We start from the raw sequence: 24,990 nt of genomic DNA, 5'->3' as shown, positions 1-24,990 counted from the left end.
CGGCACGTAGCGGTAATGACAACCGTGATCGTTAGCCGAGGAGGAGCATGTCTCTCACCGTGCCGCCGAGCCTGCTGCGGGCCGCCGAGTCCGGCCCCGTCGACGACGAGGCATTCGTGGCCTGCGTCCGCGAGTCACTGCCCTACGCCTGGCAGACGGTCAGCCGGGTGGCGTCGGAGCTGGCGTCCTCCGACGCCGAGTTCGCCGACAACCAGGTGCCGCCGCCAAGCGAGGCGGAGCGGGGCCAGCTGTTGCGCGCCCTGGCCAGTGACGCCATCCGGTCCAGCCTGGAGCGTCACTTCGGCGTCAAACTCGCCTTCCAGAACTGCCACCGGATCGCGGCGTTCCGACTGTCCGCCGTCGATTCCGACACCTACCGCCGGTTCACCTCGACGCGGGGCCAGCTGCTCAACCAGTCCCCCGAGCTGCGTGACTGTTGATTCCAGCGGAGCCCGGCGGGCCGGTCGGGGCGTACGCGCGCACCTGTTCCTGCTCGCCGGGCAACGCCCCGGCGACTCGCACACCGAGGCACTGCTCACCGCCCACCACTACGGCCACGCGGCCGAGGCCGCCGGGTTCGCCGGAGTGTGGATCGCCGAGCACCACTTCATCTCCTACGGTGTCTGCCCGTCGGCGACCACCTTCGCCGCGCACCTGCTCGGGGCCACCCGCCGCATCACGGTGGGCACCGCCGCGTGCATCCTGTCCAACCGGCACCCGGTGGCGTTGGGTGAGGAGGCGGCGCTGCTGCACGAGCTGTCCGGCGGCCGGTTCCGGCTCGGCGTCGGCCGGGGTGGCCCCTGGGTGGATCTGGAGGTCTTCGGCACCGGGACGGAGCGGTTCACGCACGGGTTCCACGACTCGCTGGAGCTGTTGACCAGGTGGCTGTCCGGGCGACCGGAGGTGGCCGGGAACCACCGCTTCCCGTTTCGCGCGGTCCCGGTGGTGCCGCGACCACGCCGGCGGCTGCCGGTCTGGGTCGCGGCGACCTCGACCGGCACGGTCGATCTCGCCGCCCGGCACGGCCTGCCGCTGCTGCTCGGCCTGCACGCCGATCTCGGCGAGAAGGTCGAACTGCTCGACCGCTACGCCAGGGAGGCCGAGGCGCACGGGCAGGATCCCGCCGACATCGAGCATGCCAGCGCCCATCTCGCCCAGGTGGCGGAGACGGACGCGGAAGCGGCCCGGCTGGTCGGCAGCGGACTTCCCCCACTGCTGGCCGGCACCCGGGAGTACGTCCGACTGGACGGCGCACCGGCCGGACCACGGGATCCGGCCGGCTACGTCGAGCATCTGATCGACATCCATCCGGTGGGCGCGCCGGACCGCTGCCGACAGGCGGTCGCGCGGGCGGCGGCGCTGCCCGGCGTACGCCACCTGCTGTTCATGGTGGAGGCCGGCGGCGGCCCCGAGGTCGGCGTGGCCAACATCCGCCGGCTGGCCACCGACGTGCTCGATCTCGCACCGGTCGGCGATGACGGGCGGGACACACCGATGCCGGCGAGTCAGGCGGGTTCGGCGTCGGGCGACGCGATGGCCCGCTACCATGCCTCTCATGGAAACGGTTACCGTTAGCAACTGGGTGGAGGGGTGCCGATGAAGATCGCCTTCGTCGGCAAGGGTGGCAGTGGCAAGACCACCCTCGCCGCGCTCCACGCCCGCCAGCTCACCGCCGAGGGGCATCCGGTGCTGGCCATCGACGCCGACATCAACCAGCACCTCGCGGTGGCCCTGGGTGGTCCGGGCGCCGTGAGCGCGGCGCGACCGTTGAGTGAACACCTGCCGGCGATCAAGGAGTACCTGCGCGGCGACAACCCGCGCATCGTTTCGGCGACGCAGATGGTGAAGACCACCCCGCCCGGACGGGGTTCCCGGCTGCTGCGGGTGGCGGAGGAGAACCCGATCTGGGCCGAGTGCGTGACCGCCGTCGGCGACGTCCGGCTGGCGGCGACCGGCGAGTTCAGCGCCGAGGATCTGGGGGTGGCCTGCTACCACGCCAAGGTCGGCGCGGTGGAGTTGCTGCTGAACCACCTGCTCGACGGGCCCGGCGAGTACGTCGTGGTGGACATGACCGCCGGTGCCGACTCGTTCGCCTCGGGACTGTTCACCCGCTTCGACCGCACCTTCCTGGTCTGCGAACCGACGGTGCGCAGCGTCAGCGTCTACCGGCAGTACGCCGGCTACGCCCGCGACTACGGGGTGGCCCTGTCGGTGATCGGCAACAAGGTCGAGGACGCCGCCGATGTGGCGTTCCTCCACGAACACGTCGGCGCGGACCTGCTCGCCTGGATGAGCCGATCGGCCTACGTGCGCCGCGCCGAGCGTGGCACGGTCGGCCCGCTGCACGACCTCGAGAACGCCAACCGCGCGGTGCTGGGCCTGATGACCGACGCCGTCGACGGCACCACGCAGGACTGGGCGGCGTTCACCCGGTGGGCCCACGAGTTCCACCGGCGCAACGCCGGGGCCTGGGCCAACGAGCGCACCGGGGTGGATCTCACCACGCAGATCGACCCGGACTTCCAGATGGGACCGGCCGCGCTCGCCGGCACCACGGCCGGCTGAACGGTCGACGACGGTGCGCCGCCGGGCCAGGTGCCCGGCAGCGGCACCGTGTTTGTTCCAACCTGGTTAACGTCACCTGCCGGGTACGCGACGGGTCTGGTGCTGGCCGCGACATCTTGCGACGCTGGTGATCGTGTATGACTACGACCTGTTGGTGCTGGGCTCCGGGCCCAGCGGTCAGAAGGCCGCCATCGCCGCGGCGAAGCTCGGCCGGCGGGTCGGCCTGGTGGAACGGCGCGACATGCTCGGCGGGGTGTGCATCAACACCGGCACCGTGCCGTCCAAGACCCTCCGCGAGGCGGTGCTCTACCTGACCGGCCTCAGCCAGCGGGACCTCTACGGCAGCAGCTACCGGGTCAAGGACGAGATCACGGTCAGCGATCTGGCCGCCCGGACCCAGCACGTCATCAACCGGCAGACCGACGTCATCCGTAACCAGCTGGCCCGCAACCGGGTCGCGATCATCACCGGCACCGGGCGGTTCGCCGACGCCCACTCGGTCTGGGTCGACGGCGATTCGGGACGCGAGTCCAAGGTCACCTTCGACAAGGCCATCATCGCCGCCGGCACCCGGCCGGCGCGCCCGGAGAGCGTCGACTTCGACGACCGGACCATCGTGGACTCCGACGGCGTCATCAACCTGCAGGCCGTACCCCGCAGCATGGTCGTGGTCGGCGCCGGCGTGATCGGCATGGAGTACGCCTCGATGTTCGCCGCGCTCGGCACGAAGGTCACCGTGGTCGAACGACGCGAGCGGATGCTCGACTTCTGCGACGAGGAGGTCGTCGAGTCGTTGAAGTACCACCTGCGGGACCTGTCCGTGACGTTCCGCTTCGGCGAGGAGGTGGCCTCGGTCGAGAAGCACCAGACCGCCGCGCTGTGCGTCCTCAAGAGCGGCAAGAAGATCGTCGCCGACACGGTCATGTACTCGGCCGGCCGGCAGGGCCAGACCGACGGGCTGGACCTGGCCGCGGCGGGGTTGACCGCGGACCGACGCGGTCGCATCGAGGTCGACGCCAACTACCGCACCGCCGTGGGGAACATCTACGCCGTCGGCGACGTCATCGGTTTCCCGGCGCTGGCCTCGACGTCGATGGAGCAGGGGCGGTTGGCCGCGCAGCACGCCTGCGGCGAGCCGGACCGCCCGATGCACGAGTTGCAGCCCATCGGCATCTACACCATCCCGGAGATCAGCTTCGTCGGGAAGACCGAGGAGGAGTTGACCGACAGCGCGACGCCGTTCGAGGTGGGCATCGCCCGCTACCGCGAGCTGGCGCGCGGCCAGATCGTGGGTGACTCGTACGGCATGTTGAAGCTGCTCGTCTCGCCGGAGGACGGCCGGCTGCTCGGCGTGCACGTCTTCGGCACCGGCGCCACCGAGATCGTGCACATCGGGCAGACGGTGATGGGCTGCGGCGGCACGGTGGACTACCTGGTCGACACGGTGTTCAACTACCCGACGCTGGCCGAGGCGTACAAGGTGGCCGCCCTGGACGCCTCCAACAAGATCCGCAACATCACCCGGATCGACGGCTGACGGGACGCGACGGCGCCGGCCGGGGGTCCGAGCCCCGGAACCGGCGCCGTCGCGTCGGGACGATCAGCCTCAGCCCGCCGCCAGCGCGAGCGCCCGCGCCGGCCCCAGGTGCCGGGCGTACGCGCTGGTGGTGAAGAACGACGGCAGGTCCTCGCCGAGCGCCGTCTCCTCGACGATCCGGGCGGCCTGCTCGGCGCGTTCCCGCTCGGCGTCCGCCCGCCCCTCGGTCACCGTGGCCAGCTCCTGGGCGAGCATCGAACGGACCAGTTCCTCGGTCACCGCTCCCCCGCCGGCCAGCGGGGTGCCGTGGTGCAGCCACTGCCACAACTGGCAGCGGGCGATCTCGGCGGTGGCCGCGTCCTCCATCAGGTTCCACAGCGCCACCGCCCCCGCGCCGCCGAGCCAGGCGTCGATGTAGCGCAGCGCCACCGCGACGTTGGCGCGCACCCCCGCCTCGGTGACCTGTCCCGGGGTCTTGTCCACCGAGAGCAGCTCGGCGGCGGTGACGGTCACCTCGTCACGACGCCGGTCGAGCTGGTTCGGGCGCTCGCCCAGCACCCCGTCGAAGACCTCGCGGCAGGTCGCCACCAGGCCGGGGTGGGCGACCCAGGAGCCGTCGAAGCCGTCGCCGGCCTCGCGTTGCTTGTCGGCCCGCACCTTGCCCAGCGCCATCTCGTTGACCTGCGGGTCACGAGCCGGGACGAAGGCGGCCATCCCGCCGATCGCGTGCGCGCCACGCCGGTGACAGGTGCGCACCAGCAGTTCGGTGTACGCGCGCATGAACGGCACGGTCATCGTCACCTCGGCCCGATCCGGCAGGACGAAGTCCGGCCACTGGCCGAAGTTCTTGATGATGCTGAAGATGTAGTCCCACCGCCCGGCGTTCAGGCCCGCCGAGTGCTCCCGCAGCTCGTAGAGGATCTCCTCCATCTCGAACGCGGCGGTGATCGTCTCGATCAGCGTGGTGGCCCGGATGGTGCCCTGCGGCAGCCCCAGGTAGCGCTGCGCGAAGACGAAGATGTCGTTCCACAACCGCGCCTCGCGGTGGCTCTCCAGCTTTGGCAGGTAAAAGTACGGACCCTTGCCGGCGTCGAGCTGCCGCCGGGCGCAGTGGAACAGGTACAGCCCGAAGTCGACCAGGCTGGCCGAGATCGGTCGGCCGTCGACCACGATCCCCTTCTCCACCAGGTGCCAACCGCGCGGTCGCACCACGATCGTGGCCAGGTCGTCGCCGAGCGCGTACCGCTTGCCCCGCGCGTCGGTGAAGTCGATCCGGCGGTCCAGGGCGTCGATCAGGTTGAGCTGGCCGCCTATGACGTTCTGCCAGGTCGGCGCGGTGGCATCCTCGAAGTCGGCGAGCCACACCTTGGCGCCGGAGTTCAACGCGTTGATGGTCATCTTGCGGTCCGGTGGCCCGGTGATCTCGACTCGCCGGTCCTCCAGGCCGGGTGCGGGCGCCGCCACCTGCCAGGTCGGGTCGTCGCGGACCGCCGCGGTCTCCGGCAGGAAGTCGGGCAGCTGGCCGGTGGCGTAGCGGTCGCGGCGGGCCCGGCGGGTGTCCAGCAGGGCCACCCGGCGGGCGGCGAACTCGCTGTCCAGCGCGACCAGGAAGTCCAGCGCCTCGCCGGTGAGGACCTCGTCGAAGCGTTCGGCCATCGGGCCGATGATCTCGTATCTCATGCGAACTGCTCCTCTTCGGTGGAGCCACGCAGCGCGGTGGTCTCGGCGGCCGGGTTGAGCACCGTGCTGATCAGGTCGAAGTAACCGGTACCCACCTCGCGCTGGTGCTTGACCGCGGTGTAGCCGGCCGGCTCGGCCGCGAACTCGCGCTCCTGGAGCGAGACGTACGCCGACATCCCGTCGGTCGCGTAGCCCCGGGCCAGGTCGAACATCGAGTAGTTGAGGGCGTGGAAGCCGGCCAGGGTGATGAACTGGAACTTGTATCCCATGTGGCCGAGCTCCCGCTGGAACTTCGCGATGGTCGCGTCGTCGAGGTGCTTGCGCCAGTTGAACGACGGCGAGCAGTTGTAGGCGAGCAGCTGGTCCGGGTACTCCGCCTTGATCGCCTCGGCGAAGCGGCGGGCGACCTCCAGGTCCGGGGTGCTGGTCTCCATCCAGAGCAGGTCGGCGTGCGGCGCGTACGCCAGGCCACGGGCGATGCACGGCTCGACGCCGTTGCGGACCCGGTAGAAGCCCTCGGCGGTGCGCTCGCCGGTGACGAACGGCTGGTCCCGCTCGTCGACGTCGGTGGTGAGCAGGGTGGCGGCCTGGGCGTCGGTGCGGGCGATGACCACCGACGGCACGCCCGCCACGTCGGCGGCCAACCGCGCCGCCTCCAGGGTGCGGATGTGCTGGCCGGTGGGGATGAGCACCTTCCCACCGAGGTGACCGCACTTCTTCTCGCTGGCGAGCTGGTCCTCCCAGTGCACGCCGGCGGCCCCGGCCGCGATCATCGCGTTCATCAGCTCGTACGCGTTGAGCACACCACCGAAGCCGGCCTCGGCGTCGGCGACGATCGGCGCCAGCCAGTCGATGCCGGACGGGTCACCCTCGGCGGTGGTGATCTGCGCGGCGCGCAGCAGGGCGTTGTTGATCCGACGCACCACCGCGGGCACCGAGTTGGCCGGGTACAGGCTCTGGTCGGGGTAGGTGTGCCCGGCCAGGTTCGCGTCGGCGGCCACCTGCCAGCCGGAGAGGTAGATCGCCTTGAGCCCGGCCCGGACCATCTGCACGGCCTGGTTGCCGGTGAGGGCACCGAGGGCGTGGATGTAGTCCTCGCTGTTCAGCAACCGCCACAGCCGGTTCGCGCCGTGCCGGGCCAGGGTGTGCTCCTCCTGGATCGCACCACGCAACCGCACCACGTCCTCGGCGCGGTAGCTGCGTCGCACACCCCGCCAGCGAGGGTTGGTGTCCCATTCGTGCTGCAACTGCTCGACCGCGGTAACCATCGTTTCTCATTCCCTTCGAATTCCGTCGTCACCTGGTGACGCTGCGCGAGACGCCGGGCCGCCGGGTGTGCAGCCAACGGTCACATGGCAGGCCGGAGCTGGTCGAGGGACGGAAAAAGCCAATTATTGAAAAGTCAACGGGCGATTCTGCGAAGTTGTGAAAGCGGCTATTCGCAGCAGTGCTAATGTGACCGGACCCGGTCGCCGGAGCAGGGAGGTGAGGACGGTCGCCAGGACGTTCGCCGGCGCGCGGCTGCGCCGGATGCGTGAGGAGCGCGGGCTGAGCCAGACGGAGCTGGCCCGGCACCTCAGCATCTCCCCGAGCTACCTCAACCAGATCGAGCACGACAGCCGCCCACTGACCGTGCCGGTGCTGTTACGCATCACCGAACTGTTCGGCGTCGACCCGACCGTGTTCGCCGCGCACGACACCCCTCGGCTGGTCGCCGGGCTACGCGAGGCGCTGCCCGGACGCGCCGGCCTGACCGAACTCACCGAACTGGCCACCCGGCTGCCGGAGGTGGCGGCGGCGGTCATCGAGCTGCACCGGCGCTACCAGCAGGCCGACGAGCAGCTCGCCGAGCTGGTCGGTGACCGCGAGCGGATCGGCCGCAGCCCGCACGACCAGGTCACCGAGTTCTTCTACCGGCGGCAGAACTACGTGCCGGATCTCGACGAGGAGGCCGAGCGGCTGGCCGGACGGATGGAGCTGCGCCGCGGCGAGGTCCGCGCCCTGCTCCGCGACCGGCTGGCGCAACGGCACGGCGTGCACGTGGCCCGCGAGGACGCCGCCGCCCTCGGTGGCGAGCTGCACCGGTACCGCCCGCAGACCCGCACCCTGCACCTGTCCACGTCGCTGCGCGCCGGGCAGGAGGCGATGCGGATGGCGGCACAGATCGCACTGCTGGAGTTCGCCGACGTCATCGACGAGATCGTCGAGTCGGAGGAGTTCGACGATGTGCAGACCCAGATCCTCACCCGGGTCGGTCTGGCCAACTACTTCGCGGCGGCGCTGCTGCTGCCGTACGAACACTTCCTGGCCGCCGCCGAGCAGCGTCGGTACGACATCGACCTGCTCACCCAGCACTACGCGATGGGCTGGGAGACGGTCTGCCACCGGCTCAGCACGTTGCAGCGGCCCCGGGCACGCGGCGTGCCGTTCTCCTTCGTCCGGGTCGACCGGGCCGGCAACATGTCGAAACGACAGTCGGCCACCGGCTTCCCGTTCTCGCGCACCGGTGGCACCTGTCCGTTGTGGACGGTGTACGAGGCGTTCGGGGCGCCGGGGCGGGTGGTCACCCAGGTCGCCGCCATGCCGGACGGGCAGCGTTACCTGTGGATCGCCCGCACCATCACCCGCCACCACGGCGGCTACGGCCAACCCGGCAAGGTGTACGCCATCGGGCTGGGCTGCGAGGTGCGGCACGCCAGCCGGCTGGTCTACTCCACCGGGATGGACCTGCACGCGGCCGAGGCCGCGACCCCGATCGGGCCGGGCTGCAAGACCTGCGAGCGGATGACCTGCCCGCAGCGGGCCGCGCCCCCGATCAGCCGGCAACTCGACGTGGACGAGAACCGCAGCACCTTCATCCCGTACCCGCTGCGGACCTGAGCGCCGTCCCGCCGGTACGGATACACTTTCAGCCCCTCCGCGAGCCCAGGGCTGGTGCATGGTTTCTCGTCCGACAGTTCCGCGGCCACTGGTGGCCGCCGCCGCCCTGGTCTCGGTCGCCGTCCTGCTGGCCGGCTGCTCCGTCGTCGCACCGGTCGCGCCGGCACCGCTGCGGGTGCTCCAACTGAACCTGTGCAACAGCGGCATGGCCACCGGGTGCTACACGGGTCGCGCGGTGGCCCGGGCCACCGAGGTGATCCGGGCCGAGGCCCCCGACGTCGTCACCCTCAACGAGATCTGCTCCGGCGACGTGGACACCCTGGAACGGGTGATGACCGACGTGCACGCCGGCACGGTGGTGGCCGCCTTCCAGCCGGCACGCAACGGCCGCACCGGCGAGCCGTACCGCTGCGTCAACGGACAGCGGTACGGCGTCGGAGTGCTGACGCACATCGCCGCGCCCGACGCCGGGCACGAGGTGCACGCCGGGATCTACCCGGCACAGGACCCGGCCGACCCCGAGCAACGGGCCTGGCTCTGCGTCGAGGCCCGCACCCTCTTCTTCGCCTGCACCACCCACCTGGCGTACGCCAGCTCGACCCTGGCCCTCGCCCAGTGCTCCCACCTGGTCGGCACGGCGATCCCGCAGCTGCACGCCGACGGCCGCTACCAGCCCACGGTGATCAGCGGCGACCTCAACCTGCGGCAGGGTGGCACACCCGACGTGCGTTCCTGCGTACCGGCGGACTACCGGCACCGGCACGACGGCGGGGTGCAGCAGTTCATGGCCACGGCGGACCTGCCGATCGAGTCCACCAGGTCGGTCAGCATGGAACGGACGACCGACCACGCGGCGTTCCTGGTGACGCTCACGCTGCCCGGTCAGGGCGACCCGGCCCACTGAGGACCACCCGGGTCAGTCCCACCAGAAAGCCCAGGTCGGCGCGTCGACGATCCGTTCGGCGTACGCGGCCAGGGTGCATGGTCGCTGCCCCTGCCAGACGTTGTCCGGGCAGAAGGCGAAATGCTCGGCGGCCACCCGCAGCGCCTCGGTGGTCTGCTCCGGCGGCGCGGCGACGCTGAGGTACAGCTCGGCGAAGCCGACCCCGATCACCCGGGCGCCGAACCGGTCCTCCCAGCTGCGCAGCACGGCCGACAGCCGGCCGGGATCGGCTGTGTGGTTGATCGCGCCCAGCCAGCCGAGGACGGCCAGGGCGTCGCTGCCCCGCTCGGCGGGAACCAGGCCGAGGCGCATGGCCGGTTGGGCCAGCCGCAACTGCTCGGCCCAGTGGTCCGCGTGCCGCTGCGGCGTCGTCCACGGCTCGCCGGGCGGCGCCAGCCCGGGCCAGTCCCGCCCGTACGGGGCGGTGACGGCGGCCCGCCGGTCGTTGGACAGCTGGTCGTCGCCGTCGTAGGGAGTCGTCTGGTCGGCCCACCAACCGGCGAGCAGCCGCTCCGGATCATGCTCGGCCGGCGACGACCCGCGCCCGGGCCAGAACTCGCCGTCCTGCCAGGGCCGCGTCGGCTCACCGTCGTAGCCGTCCAGCAGCAACGGCCACAACCCCGACTCCCGGTGGGCGGCGTGCAACCGCGGCCACAGCCCAGCCGGAGGCGGGTCATCGCTGAGCCACAGCGTCGGCCGGTCGGCGCCGCCCTCATCGCCGCGGACCGTCCGGCCGGGCGGGAGCGGCACGGACAACGTCCGGGGGCGCGCAGCGGCGTCCGCGAACAAGTCCAGCAGGTCGGGCGGCATCTCGTTCAGCTGTGCGGTCACGACGCGTGAGGATAGTCGCCAAGTCCGACAATCCTCCGCAACAGGCCGGTCGGTGGACGCAGCGGAGAAGTCGGACCGCCGTCAAGTGTCGGGCCCGCTCACTCCGCAGCGGCGAACCTCTCGACGTTGTCGACCGGGCCGACCACCAGGATCAGATCTCCGTAGCTCAGCACGGTGTCGGGGGTGGCGTGGGTGAAACCGGGCCGTCGTCCGCCGACGGCCGCTTCCGGCTTCACCGCCACCACGGTCACCCCCCACCGGCTGCGCAGCCGGGACTCGCGCAGTGGCATGCCCACCACGTCGCCCGGCGGTTTGGTCTTGATGACGGCGAAGTCCGCGTCCACCTCCACGTAGTCGAGGATGCGGCCGGTGAGCAGGTGGGCGGTGCGTTCGCCCATGTCGTGCTCGGGCGCGATGACGTGGTGGGCGCCGACGCGGGTCAGGATGTTGCGGTGCTGCCCGGTGATCGCCTTGGCCCAGATGTCGGGGATGCCGAGTTCGGCGAGCAGGCTGGTGGTCAGGATGCTGGCCTGGATGTCGGTGCCGATCGCCACCACCGCCCGGTGGAAGTCGCCCACGCCGAGCTGCCGCAGCGCCTCGATGTCGGTCGAGTCGGCGGTGATCACATGCGGAAGCTGCCCCACCATGCTCTGCACGATCTTCGGCTGGCTGTCGATGGCGAGCACCTCGGTACCCCGCTTGGCCAGTTCGAGAGCCAGCGCGCTGCCGAAGCGGCCCAGACCGATCACGACGACCGGCTCGTTACGGATGTCAGCCAACGATCGTCCTCTCCTCGGGTAGCTCGAAACGCCGGTTACGGTCCCGCAGCGCCAGCGCGGAGGCCAAGGTGAGCGGTCCGATCCGGCCGGCGAACATCAGCAGTACGAGCAGCACGTCGGCCTGCGGCGGCAGGTCAGCCGTGATGCCGGTGGACAGGCCGACGGTGGCGAAGGCCGACACCACCTCGAACAGGACCGCGTCGAGCCGGTACGGGGTGATGGCCAGGAGCACGAAGGTGGCCACGGCGACCGCGCCGGCACCGAGCAGGACGATCGCGAGGGCCTGCCGCTGGTTGCTGGCCGGAATCCGCCGGTGGCCGACGTTGACCTGGGTCTCGCCCCGCATCTCGGACCACAGGACGAAGGCGAGCAGCCCGAAGGTGGTGACCTTGATGCCGCCGGCCGTGCCCGCGCTGCCACCGCCGATGAACATCAGCACGTCGCTGGCGAGCAGACTCTCCGGACGCATCGCACCGATGTCGACGTTGTTGAAACCGGCGGTACGGGTCATCGCGGAGGCGAAGAACCCGGCGAGCAGCTTCTGCGGACCGTCGAGCGGGCCGAACGTGGCCGGGTTCGAGTACTCGGCGAGGGTGAACGCCACCGTGCCGAGGGCCAGCAGTGCCACGGTCAGCGCGACGGTTATCCGGGTCGTCACCGACCAGTACGCCGGGCGCCGCCAGGAGCGGACCAGCTCGAACACGACCGGGAACCCGAGGCCACCGAGGATGACCGCCACCGCGACGGTCACGGTGATCCAGGGATCGGTCACGTACCCCATCAGGTTGTCCGCGTACGTGGAGAAGCCGGCGTTGTTGAACGCGGAGATCGCGTGGAAGACACCCTCGTAGAGCGCGGCGCCGAACGGGCGCTGGTACGTGGTGGCGAGCCGGATGGTGAGCAGCGTGGCCACCACCGCCTCGCTGACCAGACTGAACACGACGATGCGACGCACCACGCCGCGCACGTCGCCCAGGTTGAGGCTCTTGGTCTCGGCCTGGGCGAGAAAGCGGGCACGCAGCCCGAGCCGACGGGACAGCAGCACGGTGAACAGCGTGGCCAGGGTCATGATGCCGAGGCCGCCGATCTGGATGAGCAGCAGGATGACCGCCTGCCCGAAGCCGGACCAGTAGCTGCCGGTGTCGACCGTGACCAGGCCGGTGACGCACACCGCCGAGGTGGCGGTGAACAGCGCGTCCACCAGGTCGGGCGGGTCTCCCGATCGGGTTGCCCAGGGCAGCGACAGCAGACCGGTGCCCACCACGATCGCACCGGCGAATCCCACGGCGATCATCTGCGCGGGGTGTCGGAAACGGTCACCGCGTCGCTGCCACGCGGGCCGCCGGGTCACCGGACGCACGGCGGCCCGCCCGATCCACCCCGTCCGGCCCACCGTGCCGTCGGCCGAGCCGGGATGCCGACGACCCAACCGACGGACCGGCCCGCCGGTCGCGACTGGCCAGCAGCGATCAACACAGGGCGCATCGTCGCACGGTCGTACCAGCCCGGGTCCGGCACCCGGCAGGCGGAGTGACCGACACACCGAGGCTCGGCGGCGTACCGTGCCGGTGTGGAGCTGGATCGGACGCCCGGGCAGCGACCGCGCCGGGCGGACGGGTCGGACGCGGAGCTGCTGGCGGCGGCGCGGGCCGGCGATGGTGAGGCGTTCGGTCGTCTCGTCGGGCCGCTGCGGGACGAGTTGCGGGCGCACTGCTACCGGATGCTGGGCTCGCTGCACGACGCGGAGGACGTCGTACAGGACACGCTGGACCGGGCCTGGCGCGCTCTGGAACGCCTCGACGACCACGCCGGGATCCGGCCCTGGCTGTACCGGATAGCGACAAATCGGGCGCTGACGCTAATCGGGCTGCGACGGCGTCGGGAACTGCCCACCGACCTGCGCGCCGACCCGGCGACCGAGGTGGCCTGGTTGGAGCCGTACCCGGATCGGCTGATGGCCTGGGCCGACCAGCTGAACCCAGCGGCCCGGGTGATCGCCCGGGAGAGCGTCGAGCTGGCGTTCGTCGCCGCGCTGCAACATCTGTCGGCCCGGCAACGCGCGGTCCTGCTGCTGCGTGACGTGCTCGGCTATCCGGCCCGCGAGGTCGCCGGACTGCTGGACACCACGGTCGTGGCGGTCAACAGCGCGTTGCGGCGGGCCCGCGCGATACTCGCCGGCCTGCTGCCGGACCGCAGCCAGCACCGGGCCCTCGGCACGCTCGGCGACCGGGCGCGGCGCGATCTCGCCCGGCGGTACGCGGCTGCCTGGGAGACCGGCGACGTCGAGACCCTGGTAACGATGTTGACCGACGAGGCGCGGTACTCGATGCCGCCACAGCGGGTCTGGTACCAGGGCCGCGACGCGATCCGCGGTTTTCTCGTCGAGGCGGTCCTGGCCCACCGCTGGCGATTTCTGCCGGCCCGGGCGAACGGGCAGCTCGCGTTCGGCACCTACCTCTGGGACGTCACCCGGCGAAGTTACCGGCCAGCGGGTCTGGACCTGCTGGCGCTCGACGGTGCCCGGGTCACCGAGGTGGTCTCCTTCCTCGACGCCCCGTTCGCGACTTTCGGCCTGCCCGACCGACTTTCCGAGGACGAAACCGCCGCCCGGCGGTGAGTTTCCGCTCCGGCCGGGGTTGTAGGTGTGACGGAGCCGATCAACCCCGGAAGGACCGAGCCGAGCATGGCCACCGATGAAGAACAGATCCGCGAACTGATCGAACGCTGGGCCAGGGCCGTACACCAGGGGGACCTCGCCACAGTGCTCGCCGACCACGCCGAGAACATCGTGATGTTCGACGTGCCGCCGCCGCAGCAGGGGGTGCGTGGCCTCGACGCGTACCGGCAGACCTGGCCGCCGTTCTTCCGCTGGCAGGCCCAGGGTGCGTCGTTCGACATCGAGTCGCTGGAGGTCACCGCCGGCGACGACGTGGCGTTCGCGTACGCCCTGCTGCGCTGTGGCACACCGGCGGACCTGGCCGAGGCGCCTGACCGGCGGTTGCGCCTCACCCTGGGCCTACGCCGTGACGACGGTCGGTGGGTGGTCACCCACGAGCATCATTCGTTCGCCCTCGACCCGGTGGCCGACCGCAACTCCGCCGCCGACGAGAGGGAACTGCACGAGCTGCACGAGCGGTGGTTCGCCGCGACGGCGGACAAGGACCTCGACGCCCTGATGGAGCCGATCGCCGCCGACGTCGTGTCGTACGAGCACGAGGCGCCGCTGCGGTATGTCGGCGAACCGGCGGTACGTGAGATCTGCCAGGCCGGCCTGGACGCGTCGGGTGATGGCGCGGTGAGCTGGGAGGTGCCCGACCAGACGCTCGTGGTCGACGGTGATCTCGCCGTGTCCTGGGGCCTGAACCGGGTACGGGTGACCCCGCCCCGTGACGGGACCGTCGAGAGCTGGTCGCGCGGTACCCGGGTCTTCGCGCGCCGCGACGGCCGTTGGCAGCTGGTGCACCAGCACCTGTCCTACCCGTTCGACCCGGCCACCGGTGCCGCCCGGACCGATCTGCTCCCCTGAGCGGACCGGTCCGGTCCCGGGTGCGGCGTCTACCGTCCGCTGGACCTGAAACCAGGCTAGTTGCCGGGCTGCTCCGGGTTGAACAGGTACACGATCTTGCCGCTGGCCCAGGCGTCGATGACCGTCGACAGGTCCTGGCCCGGATACCGCTCGCCGGTGTCGGAGTACGAGAAGAGGTTCAGCCGGATGGCGCTCTTCGTGAACTCCTCGAGCGCCTCCCGGCGGTTGATCGCGTCGGAGCTTCGCGGGATTCCGCCACTGACGCAGGCAGCCACGAATTCGACCTGGTCGCCCCGCTCTCCGCCGTCCGGCCGTGGCACCCAGCTCGGCAGCCTGATGAGCGTCTTGTAGAACAGTTTGTTCAGCTTCTCGTTGCCGGGCCCCCGGAAATAGAGATTGTCCCGGAGTCCGTCGATCAGCTCCTCGACCGACCTCCGATCCTCCACATCGCGGGGCCTGTCGACAAAGTAGACGTCGGCCTTCTGGAAGTACTCCTGGAGAAGCTCCCTGGAATAGGGTTCTCTCGCCAGGCCGGCGAGCGCTTCCGGGGGCAGCAGCTCGATGACATCGAAGCGAAGTTCCTCGGGTACGCCCATGATGAATTCGTCCGGCATGACCGGCACTCCTCTCCGGAGGTCGGTCAATCGAATGACTTGTCACTCATGCAGCTCATCGTTCGGCCGTCCGGCCGGGACCACAACACGTGTGTCAATTTCCGCACTGACGCCAACCGAACACGAATGGCGCTCCGAAGCGACCGGGTCAGCGTCGCACCCGGGCGCCGGCGCCACGCACCAACGCCTCCACCTCGGCCAGGCTGGCCATGGACGTGTCGCCCGGCGTGGTCATCGCCAGCGCGCCGTGGGCGGCACCGTACTCCACCGCGATGGCCAGATCGCCGTCGCGTTCGAGCAGGCCGTAGATCAGCCCGGAGGCGAAACTGTCACCGCCGCCGACCCGGTCCAGGATCTCCAGGCCGGGTCGGTGGGTGGCCTCGGCGAACGCGCCGCCCGCCCAAGCCACGGCACCCCAGTCGTTCACCGTCGCGCTGCGTACCCCGCGCAGCGTCGTCGCCACCACCTTGAAGTTGGGGTACGCCTGCACGACCGACTCGATCATCGCCTTGAAGTTGCCGGCGTCCAGCGCACCGCTGTGGATGTCCGTGTCCGGCACCGGGAAGCCCAGGCAGGCGGTGAAGTCCTCCTCGTTGCCGATCATCACATCCACCAGCCGGGCGAGCCGGGTGTTCACCTCCCGCGCGCGGTCCTGGCCGCCGACAGCCTTCCAGAGGCTGGGTCGGTAGTTCAGGTCGTACGAGACGAGGGTGCCGTGCCGACGGGCCGCGGTCATCGCGGCCTCGGCGGTCTGCGCGGCCGTGTCGGACAGGGCGGCGTAGATGCCGCCGGTGTGCAGCCACCGCACCCCGAGCGTGCCGAAGAGGTGGTCCCAGTCGACGTCGTCCGGCTTGAGCTGGCTGGCCGCGGAGTGGCCCCGGTCGGAGGTGCCGACCGCGCCACGGACGCCGAAGCCGCGCTCGGTGAAGTTCAGTCCGTTGCGGACGGTGCGGCCGATGCCGTCGTACGGCAGCCAGGTGATCAGGCTGGTGTCGACGCCGCCCTGGAGGATCAGATCCTCCAGCAGCAGGCCGACCTCGTTGCGGGCGAACGCGGTGACCACCGCGGTCCGCAGGCCGAAGCAGCGGCGCAGACCCCGGGCGACGTTGTATTCGCCGCCACCCTCCCAGACCCGGAACTGACGGGCGGTGCGGACCCGACCCTCACCGGGGTCGAGCCGCAGCATGACCTCACCGAGCGAAACCAGGTCGTACCGGCAGTCGGCCTTCGGCCGGGGGTCCACCGCGCTCACGCCGCACCTCCGGCCGCTGCCAGTGCCGCCCGGGTGCGGGTGGCGATCTCGTCCCACTGCTCACCGGCGATCAGGTCGGCCGAGACCATCCAGCTCGCTCCGACCGCCAGCACCGCCGGCAGGGCCAGGTAGTCGGCGATCACCTCGGCGGTGATGCCGCCGGTGGGGATGAACCGGACGTCGCGGAACGGTGCCGCGAGAGCCTTGATCATCGCCGCGCCGCCAAGCTGCTGGGCGGGGAAGAACTTGACCACGTTCAGGCCGGCGTCGAGGGCCATCTGGATCTCGGTCGCGGTGGCCGCGCCGGGCACCACCGGCACGCCGGCCTGCTGGCAGGCGCGGACCACGGCCGGCGCGAAGCCGGGGGTCACCACGAACCGGGCACCGGCCCCGATCGCCCGCTCGGCCTGCTCGACGGTGAGCACCGTGCCGGCGCCCACGGTCAGGTCGTCGCGGGCGGCGAGCGCCGCGATGGCGTCCAGCCCGGCGGCGGTACGCAGGGTCACCTCGACGGCGGTCAGACCACCCTTGACCAGGGCGTCACCGAGCGGGTCGGCGAGCCGTGCGTCGTCGAGCACCACCACGGGCAGCACCCGACCGACCGGCAACTGTTCAGAACTATGAACGTTGGTCACGTACGTGACCTTACTGGAGGGGTACGCCCTTCGCTAGAGTGGCCGCGTGCCCACCGCGCCCGAGGATTTCCAGCCCGTGAAGTCGGCCGGGCGCACCCTCGACCTGCTCGAACTGCTCGCCGAGCGGCCACAGCACTGGGCGCTGGGCGACCTGGCCCGCGCCCTCGGCATACCGAAGAGCAGCCTGCACGGCCTGCTCCGGACGCTCGTCGGTCGCGGCTGGGTGCAGACCGACGAGAGCGGCACCCGGTTCCGCCTCGGCCTACGCGCGCTGCGGGTCGGTGCCGCCTATCTGGACGGCGACGAGCGGGTCGGCCTGCTGTCCGGCGTGCTGGACGAGCTGTCCCGTCGCTTCGGCGAAGCCGTGCATCTCGGCCGACTCGACGGCGACCAGGTCGTCTACCTCGCCAAACGGGAGTCGGTGCACCGGCTGCGGCTGTACAGCGCGATCGGCCGCCGGCTGCCGGCACACGCCACCGCGCTGGGCAAGGCCCTGCTGGCCGAGCATCCGGACGCCGACGTCGACCGGATGCTGACCTGGCCGCTGGCTCGCCTCACGCCGCACACGGTCACCGACCCCGAGTCCCTGCACGCCGCCCTGGCCACGGTGCGGACCACCGGGCACGCGGTCGACCGGGAGGAGAACGCCGAGGGCATCCGCTGCGTGGCGATGGCCGTACCGCTGGCCCGCCCGGCGGTCGACGCGGTGAGCGTCTCGGTTCCGGTCAGCCGACTGAACCCGGAGCTCGAAGCGGCGATCGTCGCGGCGTTGCGGGAACTGGTGGGTGGACTCGCCCAGGCCCGGAGCATGCTGACCCGTTAGGCCGACCGCCGCACCATGGCCGCTTCACCCGATCGCCAGCCGCCCATGGTCAGCCTTCGCCGCAGGTGACTCAGTATCCGTCACGGTCAGCAACTTAGCCTCGCCCCTCCCCGTACGACCTCGACGCCTTTGCTCTGCTTCAACCCACGCAACGGTTACCTTCAGTGTCCAAGCTGGGCCTCCGCCGGCTCCTGGTCGGCCGCATCGTCGCAGCTCAGCTGCCAGTGCGTCGGGTGAAGCAGAGCAAAGGCGGGAAAGGGCAAACCTGGGGGTCAGTGGCATCCTCACGTTCCGTCACCAATCACGACGACGCCGGCTGCTGTGACGAAACGTCACTGTCGGGAGCGGCCGGCCAGCGTCCTCACTGGCCGGCCGCCGGTCGGAACCTTGCCGCGGAGGCTCAGGCCGGGAGACGCCAGACCTGGTTGGCGCCGCCGAAGCAGTCCCAGATCTGGAGCCGGGTGCCGTCGGCGGAGCTGTTGCCGGTGGCGTCGAGGCACCTGTTCGACACTGGGTTGCGTAGCGTGCCGTTGGACTGGGCCTGCCAGGCCTGGGCGCCGGTGCCATTGCAGTCCCAGAGCTGGATCGGGGTGCCGTTGGCGGTGCCGGCGCTTGTCACGTCCAGGCACTTGCCGAGGGCGCGCAGGGTGCCGTCGCCGGCCACGGTCCAGCGCTGTGCGTTGGTGCCGTTGCAGGTGTAGAGCTGGATCGCGGTGCCGTTGGCGGTGCCGGCGGCGGCGACGTCGACACACTTGCCGGCGATGCCGGTGATCTGGCCGGTCCGACCGGCCGGCGGCGGGGAGCCGCCCATCACGGTGTCGTAGATCGCGCTGACCAGCGAGGTCGAGCCGCCGGTGTCCTGGGTCAACTCCCAGTTCATCATGCCGCCGGCGTTCGCCATCGCCCACTGGGTCTTGCGCTTGACCGTCGGTACGCCGTTGTAGCACTGCTGGGCGCCGCCGACGGTGGTGCAGTCCCGGTTGGCGTTGGCCGGGTCCATGCCGACCAGTTGGGTGTAGGTGTAGTAGCCGGGCCGGCTGTAGAAGGGCACGCCCAGGATGGCCTTGCTGGCCGGCAGACCCCGGGCCTTCCAGCCGTTCACCGCGTTGATCGACCAGTCGTAGTTGGCGTGTGGGCTGCCGCCGTCGTACGCCATGATGTTGAGGAAGTCGACGTGGTTGAAGACCGACGTCGGTACGCCGTCGCGGTAGTAGCCCTCCGCGACGACAGCCGCGGTGAGCAGCTTGCCCTGCGGGCGCAACGCGTTGCTCAACTGCTGCATCAGCAGACCGAAGTTGTTGGCCGAGGCGCCCGGGTCCGGGTACTCCCAGTCCATGTCGACGCCGTCGAGGCCGTACTGGTTGACGAAGTTGACCACGCTGTTGACGAACGTGGTGCGGGTACCGGCGTTGGCCGCGAGGGCCTCGAAGGCGGAGTCGTCGCCGTCGTTCCAGCCGCCGACGGCGATGGAGACCTTCACGTTGTTCGCCCGGGCCAGCGACACCAGCGAGGTGAGCTTGCTCGGGTTCTCCACCGCGCGCAGGGTGCCGTTGCTGTTCGGTAGCACGAAGGCGTAGTTGATGTGGGTGAGCTTGGTGTACTGCACCGAGTTGACGTTGCCGGTCCAGGACGGCAGATAGCCCACGCTCTTGAAGTTGTCGGGCAGCACCACCGCCTGGGCGGCGGTCGGGGTGACGGCGAGAGTGGCACCGGCGGTGACCAGCGCGAGCAGACCGGCGGCCAGGGCCGAGCGCGGCCGGGGACGTGGTGAGGACATCGAGGACCTTCCCGTGGCAGGTGCGGGTGCCGTGCCGCCACGGCCGGTCGTTGTGGAGCCGCCGATGACCGGCCGTGGCGTACGGTGCTGGGTTCCTCGAGGCAGCCAAATCTTAAAGAGTGTTAACGGTTGCGGTCAATGATGTCCTTCGATCAGCACCCATCGGTCCGGTTCAGCCGACGGTCACCTGGTACGACGTCGTGTTGACCTCGCCGCTGCCGGTGAAGATCTCCGGTCCCGCCTGGACACTTGTCAGGTACTTCGAGCTGCTCATCCAGCCCCGGGAGACCACGTCGTTGGTGAAGTCGCGGAGGTTGAGGGTCGCGCTCGTGGTGTTGCTGGTCCGCACGTAGGAGTAGACGTTCCAGGTGCCCACGTAGCCACGCCAGACCTCCCAGGTGGTACCCGCGATGGTGACGGTGCCCTGGCGGCTGCCGGCCGGCGACGCGTTGGAACGGTAGAGCCAGATCATCAACTCGTCCGTCGGCTGGTCCGCCGAGCCCGGGTTGGCCATCGGATGGAACCACATGTCGTACGCGACGTTCATGTTCGACGAACCGTTGGTGGTGACGTTGAACCGCCAGTTGGTGGTCACGTCACGGTTCGCCGAGATCTGCACCGGCAGGCCGGTGTTCGGCCGCCGCCAGCCCCAGTGCCAGCCGAGAATCGCCGCGGCGTACGACTTGACGCTGCTCGGGTCGCCGCTCCAGCTGTAACTGGTCCCCCAGTAGATGGGGTCCCCCGGGCCTCCGTTGGACCAGATGCACTGGCTGCCGGTGGCACCGGTGGCGCCCCACTGGTTGTTCGGAATCCAGTACTTCCCGATCTCGATCAGATCGTCGCTGTCGCACAGCCGCCCGGTGGGGGGATAGTCGGGAATCGGCGGGGCAGTGGTGCGGGTCGGCGTCGGGGTCGGACCGGGGTTACCGGAGCCGGTGCAGGTCACCCCGTTGAGCGCGAACGCGGTCGGTACCGGGTTGCCGCCGCTCCACGAGCCGGTGAGACCGAAGTTCGCGGTGCCGTTGAGGCCGATCGTCGCGTTGTACGGCATGTTCGCCGCGGTCACCTGCGCGAGGTCCTGCGTCACGGTCGCGTTCCACGCCTGCGTCACCCGCTGTCCGCCGGCGTAGGCCCAGGTCAGGCGCCACGACGACACCGGGTCGCCGAGGTTGGTGATGGTCACGTCGGCGTTGAATCCGCCCGGCCACTGGGCGGAGACCGTGTACCGCACCGCGCAGGCCACCGTCGCGGCGTGTGCCACCGCGACCCCGACGACGGCGGTGACAAGCGTACTGGCCACCGCGGCGGCGAGCAGGGCGATGCGCTTCCGTTTCACCATTGCTCTCTCCTTCAGTCCTGGCCGCGGTCCGGGCGACCGGAACTGTTCGCGTTCACAACCGGATCCTGCTGGGCAGGTTGTGATCACGTACTGAGGCGGCAGCCGGCAGCGGCGTGCGTGGCCGGACCGTGCCTGCGGCGCTGGCCCGGCCGTCGCGGCCCATCGCGCCCGGCGACCGTGCCCTGGAAGTCGCCCGGCGGACACGGGCGCCGGCTCGGTCGCCCTGCCCATCATCGATGGCTGACGCTGCGACGGTACGACGACAGCCAGACAGCCGTCAATGAACTGCTCCGGATCCCCGGGCTCGCCGGACAAAGCACACCGGCCGTGCGGGGCAAGCCCCGCACGGCCGGTGTGGCTCGACCAGGTCAGCCTGCGGTGCAGGACCTGATCTGCGGTCGGGCGCTGGAGTTGCCGTTCATCATCGTGGTGAAGCCGAACGTGTTGCCGCTGCCGTTGGAGCGCATCGTCATCACGTTGCCGCTGCTGTCCCAGGTGGGGCTGCCGCTCCAGGTAGCGGAGATCTTCTGCGGCGCGGTGATGGCGACGACCACGGACCAGGTGCTGGCCCCACTGACCGTCACGGAGGTGTTGTAGCGGTCACCCCAGACCTGGCCGGGCGTTACCGTCGCGGTGCACCCGCCACCGGGCGGCGGAGTGGTCGGGTTGCCGGTGGGCGGCGTGGTGGTCGGGTTGCCGGTGGGCGGCGTGGTGCCGTTGTTCAGCGCGGCGAGCACGGCGTCGTACGCCGGCTTCTTCTGGCCACTGCCGTTGAACAGCAGCGGGTTCTCGCTGGAGCGCCACGAGTCGGAGTCGCGGATGCCCCACACGGTGATGCCCTTGCAGCGCGCGACGGCGAGGCAGTCGTTCACCACGTTGCGGTACGCGTCGGTCGGGGCGTTGCGGATGTCCAGTTCGGTGATGTGCACGTCGACGCCGAGGGCGGCGAAGCTGGACAGCGTGGTGCGGTAGTTGCTCGGGTAGTTCGAACCGCCGGTGAAGTGCGACTGCAGGCCGACGCAGTCGATCGGCACGCCGCGGCTCTTGAAGTCCTGGACCATCCGGTAGACGGCCTGGGTCTTGGCGTCGTTCCAGTTGTCGATGTTGTAGTCGTTGTAGCACAGGTCGGCGTTCGGGTCGGCCTGGCGGGCGGCCCGGAAGGCCGCCTCGATCCAGTCGTTGCCGGTGCGCTGCAGGTTCGAGTCGCGCCGCGCGCCGCTGCTGCCGTCGGCGAACGCCTCGTTCACCACGTCCCACCACTCGATCTGGCCCCGGAAGTGGGTGGCGACCTGGGTCACGTGGTTGAGCATCGCGTTGCGCAGGGTGGTGCCGGACATGTTCTGCATCCAGCCCGGCTGCTGCGAGTGCCACGCCAGAGTGTGTCCGCGGACCAGCATGCCCTGGCTACGGGCGTGCTGGACCAGCCGGTCGGCGTTGCCGTAGTTGAACTGCCCCTGGTTCGGCTGGAGCGCGTCGATCTTCATCTCGTTCTCGGCGGTGACCTGGTTGAACTCGCGGTTCAGGATGGTCGTGTACGCCGAGTCGTTGAGCCTGCTCACCGCGACCGCGGTACCGAAGTAACGGCCGCGCTCCGCCGCGGAGGCACCGAGGGTGCTCGCGGCGCTGGCGCTGCCGGGCAGGACCACGGCGCCCGCGGTGGCGAGCAGGCCGACGGCAGCCGAGACGACGAGCGCGGCGCGCAGTCGCCTGGACCGTCCGGGTGCTCGGGAAGAGTTGGCCATGACGCTCCTTCCGGGGTCCGGTGGCCCGCGCTGGGCAGCATGAATCCGGACGCGTATGTGCGAAAAGGATGGGTGAGGCGTATCCCGGCCAAAGGGATCGCATCGGCCTTACTGGGCCGAAGTATTGCAGCGAGGTTTCACGCACGTCAATGATTTCCGGAAGTTCTCCCGGAAGTTTCGGAGAGTTACTGGACCCGCGACCTTCGCCGCCGCGCCCTCACCTGCGGCGGTGCCGCGGCTACCGGGCCGAGCAGGCGGGGACCATCCCACCACCGGTGCCGGTGCCCTGGAAACCGAACTCGGTCGACTGCCCGGCGGCGATGGAGCCGTTGTAGCTGACGTTGCTGAAGGTGACCGCGCCGCTGGAGCCGCTGCGCTGGGCGTTCCAGGCGTTGGTGACGCTGGCACCGGAGGGCAACGTCAGGGCCACCGTCCAGCCGTTGACCGCGGCGGTGCCAGCCGTCACCCGTACGGTGGCGACGAAGCCACCCGTCCACTGGTTGATCGACACCGACGCCGAGCAGGCACCACTCGACGGTGGCGTGGTGGGCGGGGTCGTCGGCGAAGTCGTCGGAGGCGTGGTGGGTGGCGTCGTCGGCGGCGCGGAGGTGGGCGGCGTCGTCGGCGGCGCGGAGGTGGGCGGCGTGGTCGGCGGGCTGGTCGGGCCGTCGGCGAGGGTCGGCGTCTGCCAGTCCCGCCACTGCGACAGGTTGCCGGCCTTCCGGCTGGAGATCCGGAACACGCCCGTCGAGCTGCCCGTGTTGAGCAGGAACTTCTGGATGTTCTGCTGCAACGGGGTACGCCACTCGGGCCGGGAGGCGCAGTGCGTGCCGTCCTGGACGTCGGACCAGTAGCTGATGTTGTCACCCGCGCCGAGTGCCCGGTAGACCTCCGCTCCGGCCAGCGCGGCGACACTGGAGGATCGGGCGGCCAGCCAGTCGATGTGTGGATTGTCCATGATGAGCAGTCCACGCGGCGCCACCAGGGCCACCGTCTGGTGCGTGTCGATCGGCAGGTTCGCCGGGTTGCCGGTGTACGACCCGAAGGCGTCGCCCAGCCACGGCTGCTCGCCGTACGCGCTGCTCAACGGTTGGGCGCCGGACTCGCCCGGGATGCCGCGGAAGATCGGCGAACCGGCACTGCCCGACTCGATGGGCATGGTCAGGGCGATGCGCTGGTCGAACGCGCCCGTCACGAAGGCACCCTTGCCGTAGCGGGAGCAACCCGTGACGCCGGTCGCGTCCGCGCGCAGGATGGTGCCGCCCGACTGCTCGATCACGTCGATGATCCGGCTGACCCCCCAGGCCCAGGCGACCAGCAGCCCGGTGCTGCTGGACGAGCCGTAGATGCTGTAGAAGGCGCCCTGCTTGTTGCTGCGGGGCGTACCCTCCCGACCGACCGCGAGCGGGTCGTAGCTGATCACGGCAGCGCCGGCGGACCGGATGGTGGCCGTGTCCGCGCCGAACCCGCCCAGCACCACCACGGCCGGATACGGCCCGCTACCACCGCTGGGCAGTTGCACGCTCGCGGAGAAGCTGGCGGTACGGCCGTTGTGCGACACGTTCACCGTGATGCTGGTGCTCGAGACCGTACCGCTGACGGTCTGCGGTTTCGCCGGCTTGTCGCCGTAGACGTACCGCTGCGCCAGTTGCTTGGTCTCCGCCCGGTGACAACGCCAGTCGGACCTGGCCGAGATCCGGCTGCCGTCGAGCCGCCGGAACGGGTCGGGCAGTCTGGGATTGGCCGAGGGCGTTCCGGGATTCGACGTCGGGCAGTCGACACCCTCGTCCTCCACCGACGAGACGGTCGCGAGGCCGGCGGCGGCGCGGGCCGCACCGCCCTCGGCCATCGACCAGGTCGCCGCCACGAGGGTGAGTGCCGTCACCGCCAGCACCAGCATCGAACGGTTACGGGAGCGGCCCAACCTGCTGATCATTCGGGCCCCCTTCCGGGAGACGGCGAGACACCATCGGACTCAATCGATCAACGTCGATAGACGTTGGGTAAGTTTCGAACACAAGAACGAAACATGTCAATACGGTTTCGGTGATTATCGGTCCCCGCCAC

General features: G+C 70.4%; 21 protein-coding genes. 9 read left to right on the top strand and 12 right to left on the bottom strand.

The annotated features are described in order from the left end of the window. Positions 1 to 47: 47 nt before the first annotated feature. The 4 genes from O7605_RS24130 (at position 48) to sthA (ending at position 4,102) form a co-directional block, all read left to right on the top strand. The gene (locus O7605_RS24130; protein ID WP_269741265.1) at positions 48 to 440 is read left to right on the top strand and encodes an SCO5389 family protein; all 393 of its coding nucleotides are present in this window, start codon (positions 48 to 50) and stop codon (positions 438 to 440) included. Continuing rightward, the gene (locus O7605_RS24125) at positions 430 to 1,575 is read left to right on the top strand and encodes an LLM class flavin-dependent oxidoreductase (RefSeq protein WP_269741264.1); all 1,146 of its coding nucleotides are present in this window, start codon (positions 430 to 432) and stop codon (positions 1,573 to 1,575) included. The genes O7605_RS24130 and O7605_RS24125 overlap by 11 nt, the downstream gene beginning before the upstream one ends. A gap of 21 nt (positions 1,576 to 1,596) precedes the next feature. Next, positions 1,597 to 2,565, top strand: a complete 969-nt coding sequence (locus O7605_RS24120) for an ATP-binding protein (protein ID WP_269741263.1) — start codon at positions 1,597 to 1,599, stop codon at positions 2,563 to 2,565. A 133-nt stretch (positions 2,566 to 2,698) separates the two neighbouring features. Beyond that, positions 2,699 to 4,102, top strand: coding sequence for a Si-specific NAD(P)(+) transhydrogenase (gene sthA, locus O7605_RS24115; protein ID WP_269741262.1), 1,404 nt, complete (start codon positions 2,699 to 2,701; stop codon positions 4,100 to 4,102). 69 nt (positions 4,103 to 4,171) lie between these two features. On the opposite strand, the gene aceB is transcribed toward sthA, so the two are convergent. Together aceB and aceA are read right to left on the bottom strand one after the other, a co-directional pair. After that, on the bottom strand, positions 4,172 to 5,782 hold the full coding sequence (gene aceB / locus O7605_RS24110; protein WP_269741261.1) for a malate synthase A: 1,611 nt from the start codon (positions 5,780 to 5,782) through the stop codon (positions 4,172 to 4,174). Beyond that, entirely contained in the window at positions 5,779 to 7,050 is a 1,272-nt protein-coding gene (gene aceA / locus O7605_RS24105) for an isocitrate lyase (RefSeq protein ID WP_269741260.1), read from the bottom strand. Before aceA ends, aceB begins: the two co-directional genes overlap by 4 nt. A 217-nt stretch (positions 7,051 to 7,267) precedes the next feature. Here aceA and O7605_RS24100 point away from each other — a divergent pair, with 217 nt between their 5' ends. Continuing rightward, the gene (locus tag O7605_RS24100; RefSeq protein WP_269741259.1) at positions 7,268 to 8,662 is read left to right on the top strand and encodes a short-chain fatty acyl-CoA regulator family protein; all 1,395 of its coding nucleotides are present in this window, start codon (positions 7,268 to 7,270) and stop codon (positions 8,660 to 8,662) included. Between the two features lie 58 nt (positions 8,663 to 8,720). Continuing rightward, positions 8,721 to 9,566, top strand: a complete 846-nt coding sequence (locus O7605_RS24095) for an endonuclease/exonuclease/phosphatase family protein (RefSeq protein ID WP_269741258.1) — start codon at positions 8,721 to 8,723, stop codon at positions 9,564 to 9,566. Between the two features lie 12 nt (positions 9,567 to 9,578). On the opposite strand, the gene O7605_RS24090 is transcribed toward O7605_RS24095, so the two are convergent. The 3 genes from O7605_RS24090 to O7605_RS24080 all read right to left on the bottom strand — a co-directional run bounded on the left by O7605_RS24090 (position 9,579) and on the right by O7605_RS24080 (position 12,509). After that, positions 9,579 to 10,436 carry a DUF4253 domain-containing protein gene (locus tag O7605_RS24090; RefSeq protein ID WP_269741257.1) on the bottom strand — a complete coding sequence of 286 codons (858 nt, stop codon included), beginning with the start codon at positions 10,434 to 10,436 and terminating at the stop codon, positions 9,579 to 9,581. 98 nt (positions 10,437 to 10,534) lie between these two features. Beyond that, the gene (locus tag O7605_RS24085; RefSeq protein WP_164447157.1) at positions 10,535 to 11,215 is read right to left on the bottom strand and encodes a potassium channel family protein; all 681 of its coding nucleotides are present in this window, start codon (positions 11,213 to 11,215) and stop codon (positions 10,535 to 10,537) included. Continuing rightward, positions 11,208 to 12,509, bottom strand: a complete 1,302-nt coding sequence (locus O7605_RS24080; protein ID WP_269741256.1) for a TrkH family potassium uptake protein — start codon at positions 12,507 to 12,509, stop codon at positions 11,208 to 11,210. The genes O7605_RS24085 and O7605_RS24080 overlap by 8 nt, the downstream gene beginning before the upstream one ends. 336 nt (positions 12,510 to 12,845) lie before the next feature. Between O7605_RS24080 and O7605_RS24075 the strand changes: the two genes are divergently transcribed. Next, positions 12,846 to 13,832, top strand: coding sequence for an RNA polymerase subunit sigma-70 (locus O7605_RS24075; protein ID WP_269742734.1), 987 nt, complete (start codon positions 12,846 to 12,848; stop codon positions 13,830 to 13,832). A 66-nt stretch (positions 13,833 to 13,898) separates the two neighbouring features. Further along, positions 13,899 to 14,741, top strand: coding sequence for a YybH family protein (locus tag O7605_RS24070; protein ID WP_269741255.1), 843 nt, complete (start codon positions 13,899 to 13,901; stop codon positions 14,739 to 14,741). Between the two features lie 56 nt (positions 14,742 to 14,797). Here the strand turns inward: O7605_RS24070 and O7605_RS24065 are convergent, their stop codons facing one another. From O7605_RS24065 to eda, 3 genes are all read right to left on the bottom strand, one after another. Further along, entirely contained in the window at positions 14,798 to 15,355 is a 558-nt protein-coding gene (locus O7605_RS24065; RefSeq protein WP_269741254.1) for a hypothetical protein, read from the bottom strand. 148 nt (positions 15,356 to 15,503) lie between these two features. Then, complete coding sequence (locus tag O7605_RS24060; RefSeq protein ID WP_269741253.1) at positions 15,504 to 16,607, bottom strand: sugar kinase; 1,104 nt, start codon at positions 16,605 to 16,607, stop codon at positions 15,504 to 15,506. Then, positions 16,604 to 17,242 carry a bifunctional 4-hydroxy-2-oxoglutarate aldolase/2-dehydro-3-deoxy-phosphogluconate aldolase gene (eda, locus tag O7605_RS24055; protein WP_269741252.1) on the bottom strand — a complete coding sequence of 213 codons (639 nt, stop codon included), beginning with the start codon at positions 17,240 to 17,242 and terminating at the stop codon, positions 16,604 to 16,606. The genes O7605_RS24060 and eda overlap by 4 nt, the downstream gene beginning before the upstream one ends. 46 nt (positions 17,243 to 17,288) lie before the next feature. On the opposite strand from eda, the gene O7605_RS24050 reads away from it, so the two are divergent. After that, the gene (locus O7605_RS24050) at positions 17,289 to 18,065 is read left to right on the top strand and encodes an IclR family transcriptional regulator (RefSeq protein ID WP_269741251.1); all 777 of its coding nucleotides are present in this window, start codon (positions 17,289 to 17,291) and stop codon (positions 18,063 to 18,065) included. A 400-nt stretch (positions 18,066 to 18,465) separates the two neighbouring features. Here the strand turns inward: O7605_RS24050 and O7605_RS24045 are convergent, their stop codons facing one another. From O7605_RS24045 to O7605_RS24030, 4 genes are all read right to left on the bottom strand, one after another. Next, entirely contained in the window at positions 18,466 to 19,842 is a 1,377-nt protein-coding gene (locus O7605_RS24045) for a glycosyl hydrolase family 18 protein (protein WP_269741250.1), read from the bottom strand. 172 nt (positions 19,843 to 20,014) lie between these two features. Further along, entirely contained in the window at positions 20,015 to 21,181 is a 1,167-nt protein-coding gene (locus O7605_RS24040; RefSeq protein WP_269741249.1) for a GH12 family glycosyl hydrolase domain-containing protein, read from the bottom strand. 368 nt (positions 21,182 to 21,549) lie between these two features. Further along, positions 21,550 to 22,923, bottom strand: coding sequence for an endo-1,4-beta-xylanase (locus tag O7605_RS24035; RefSeq protein WP_269741248.1), 1,374 nt, complete (start codon positions 22,921 to 22,923; stop codon positions 21,550 to 21,552). 238 nt (positions 22,924 to 23,161) lie between these two features. Then, positions 23,162 to 24,859 (bottom strand): glucuronyl esterase domain-containing protein, encoded by a 1,698-nt coding sequence (locus O7605_RS24030; RefSeq protein WP_269741247.1) that lies wholly within the window; start codon positions 24,857 to 24,859, stop codon positions 23,162 to 23,164. Positions 24,860 to 24,990: the final 131 nt, after the last annotated feature.

Origin of the sequence: Verrucosispora sp. WMMA2121, from assembly GCF_027460185.1 — a bacterium.
GTDB lineage: Bacteria > Actinomycetota > Actinomycetes > Mycobacteriales > Micromonosporaceae > Micromonospora > Micromonospora palythoicola.
This window is presented reverse-complemented; position numbering and strand designations above follow the sequence as displayed.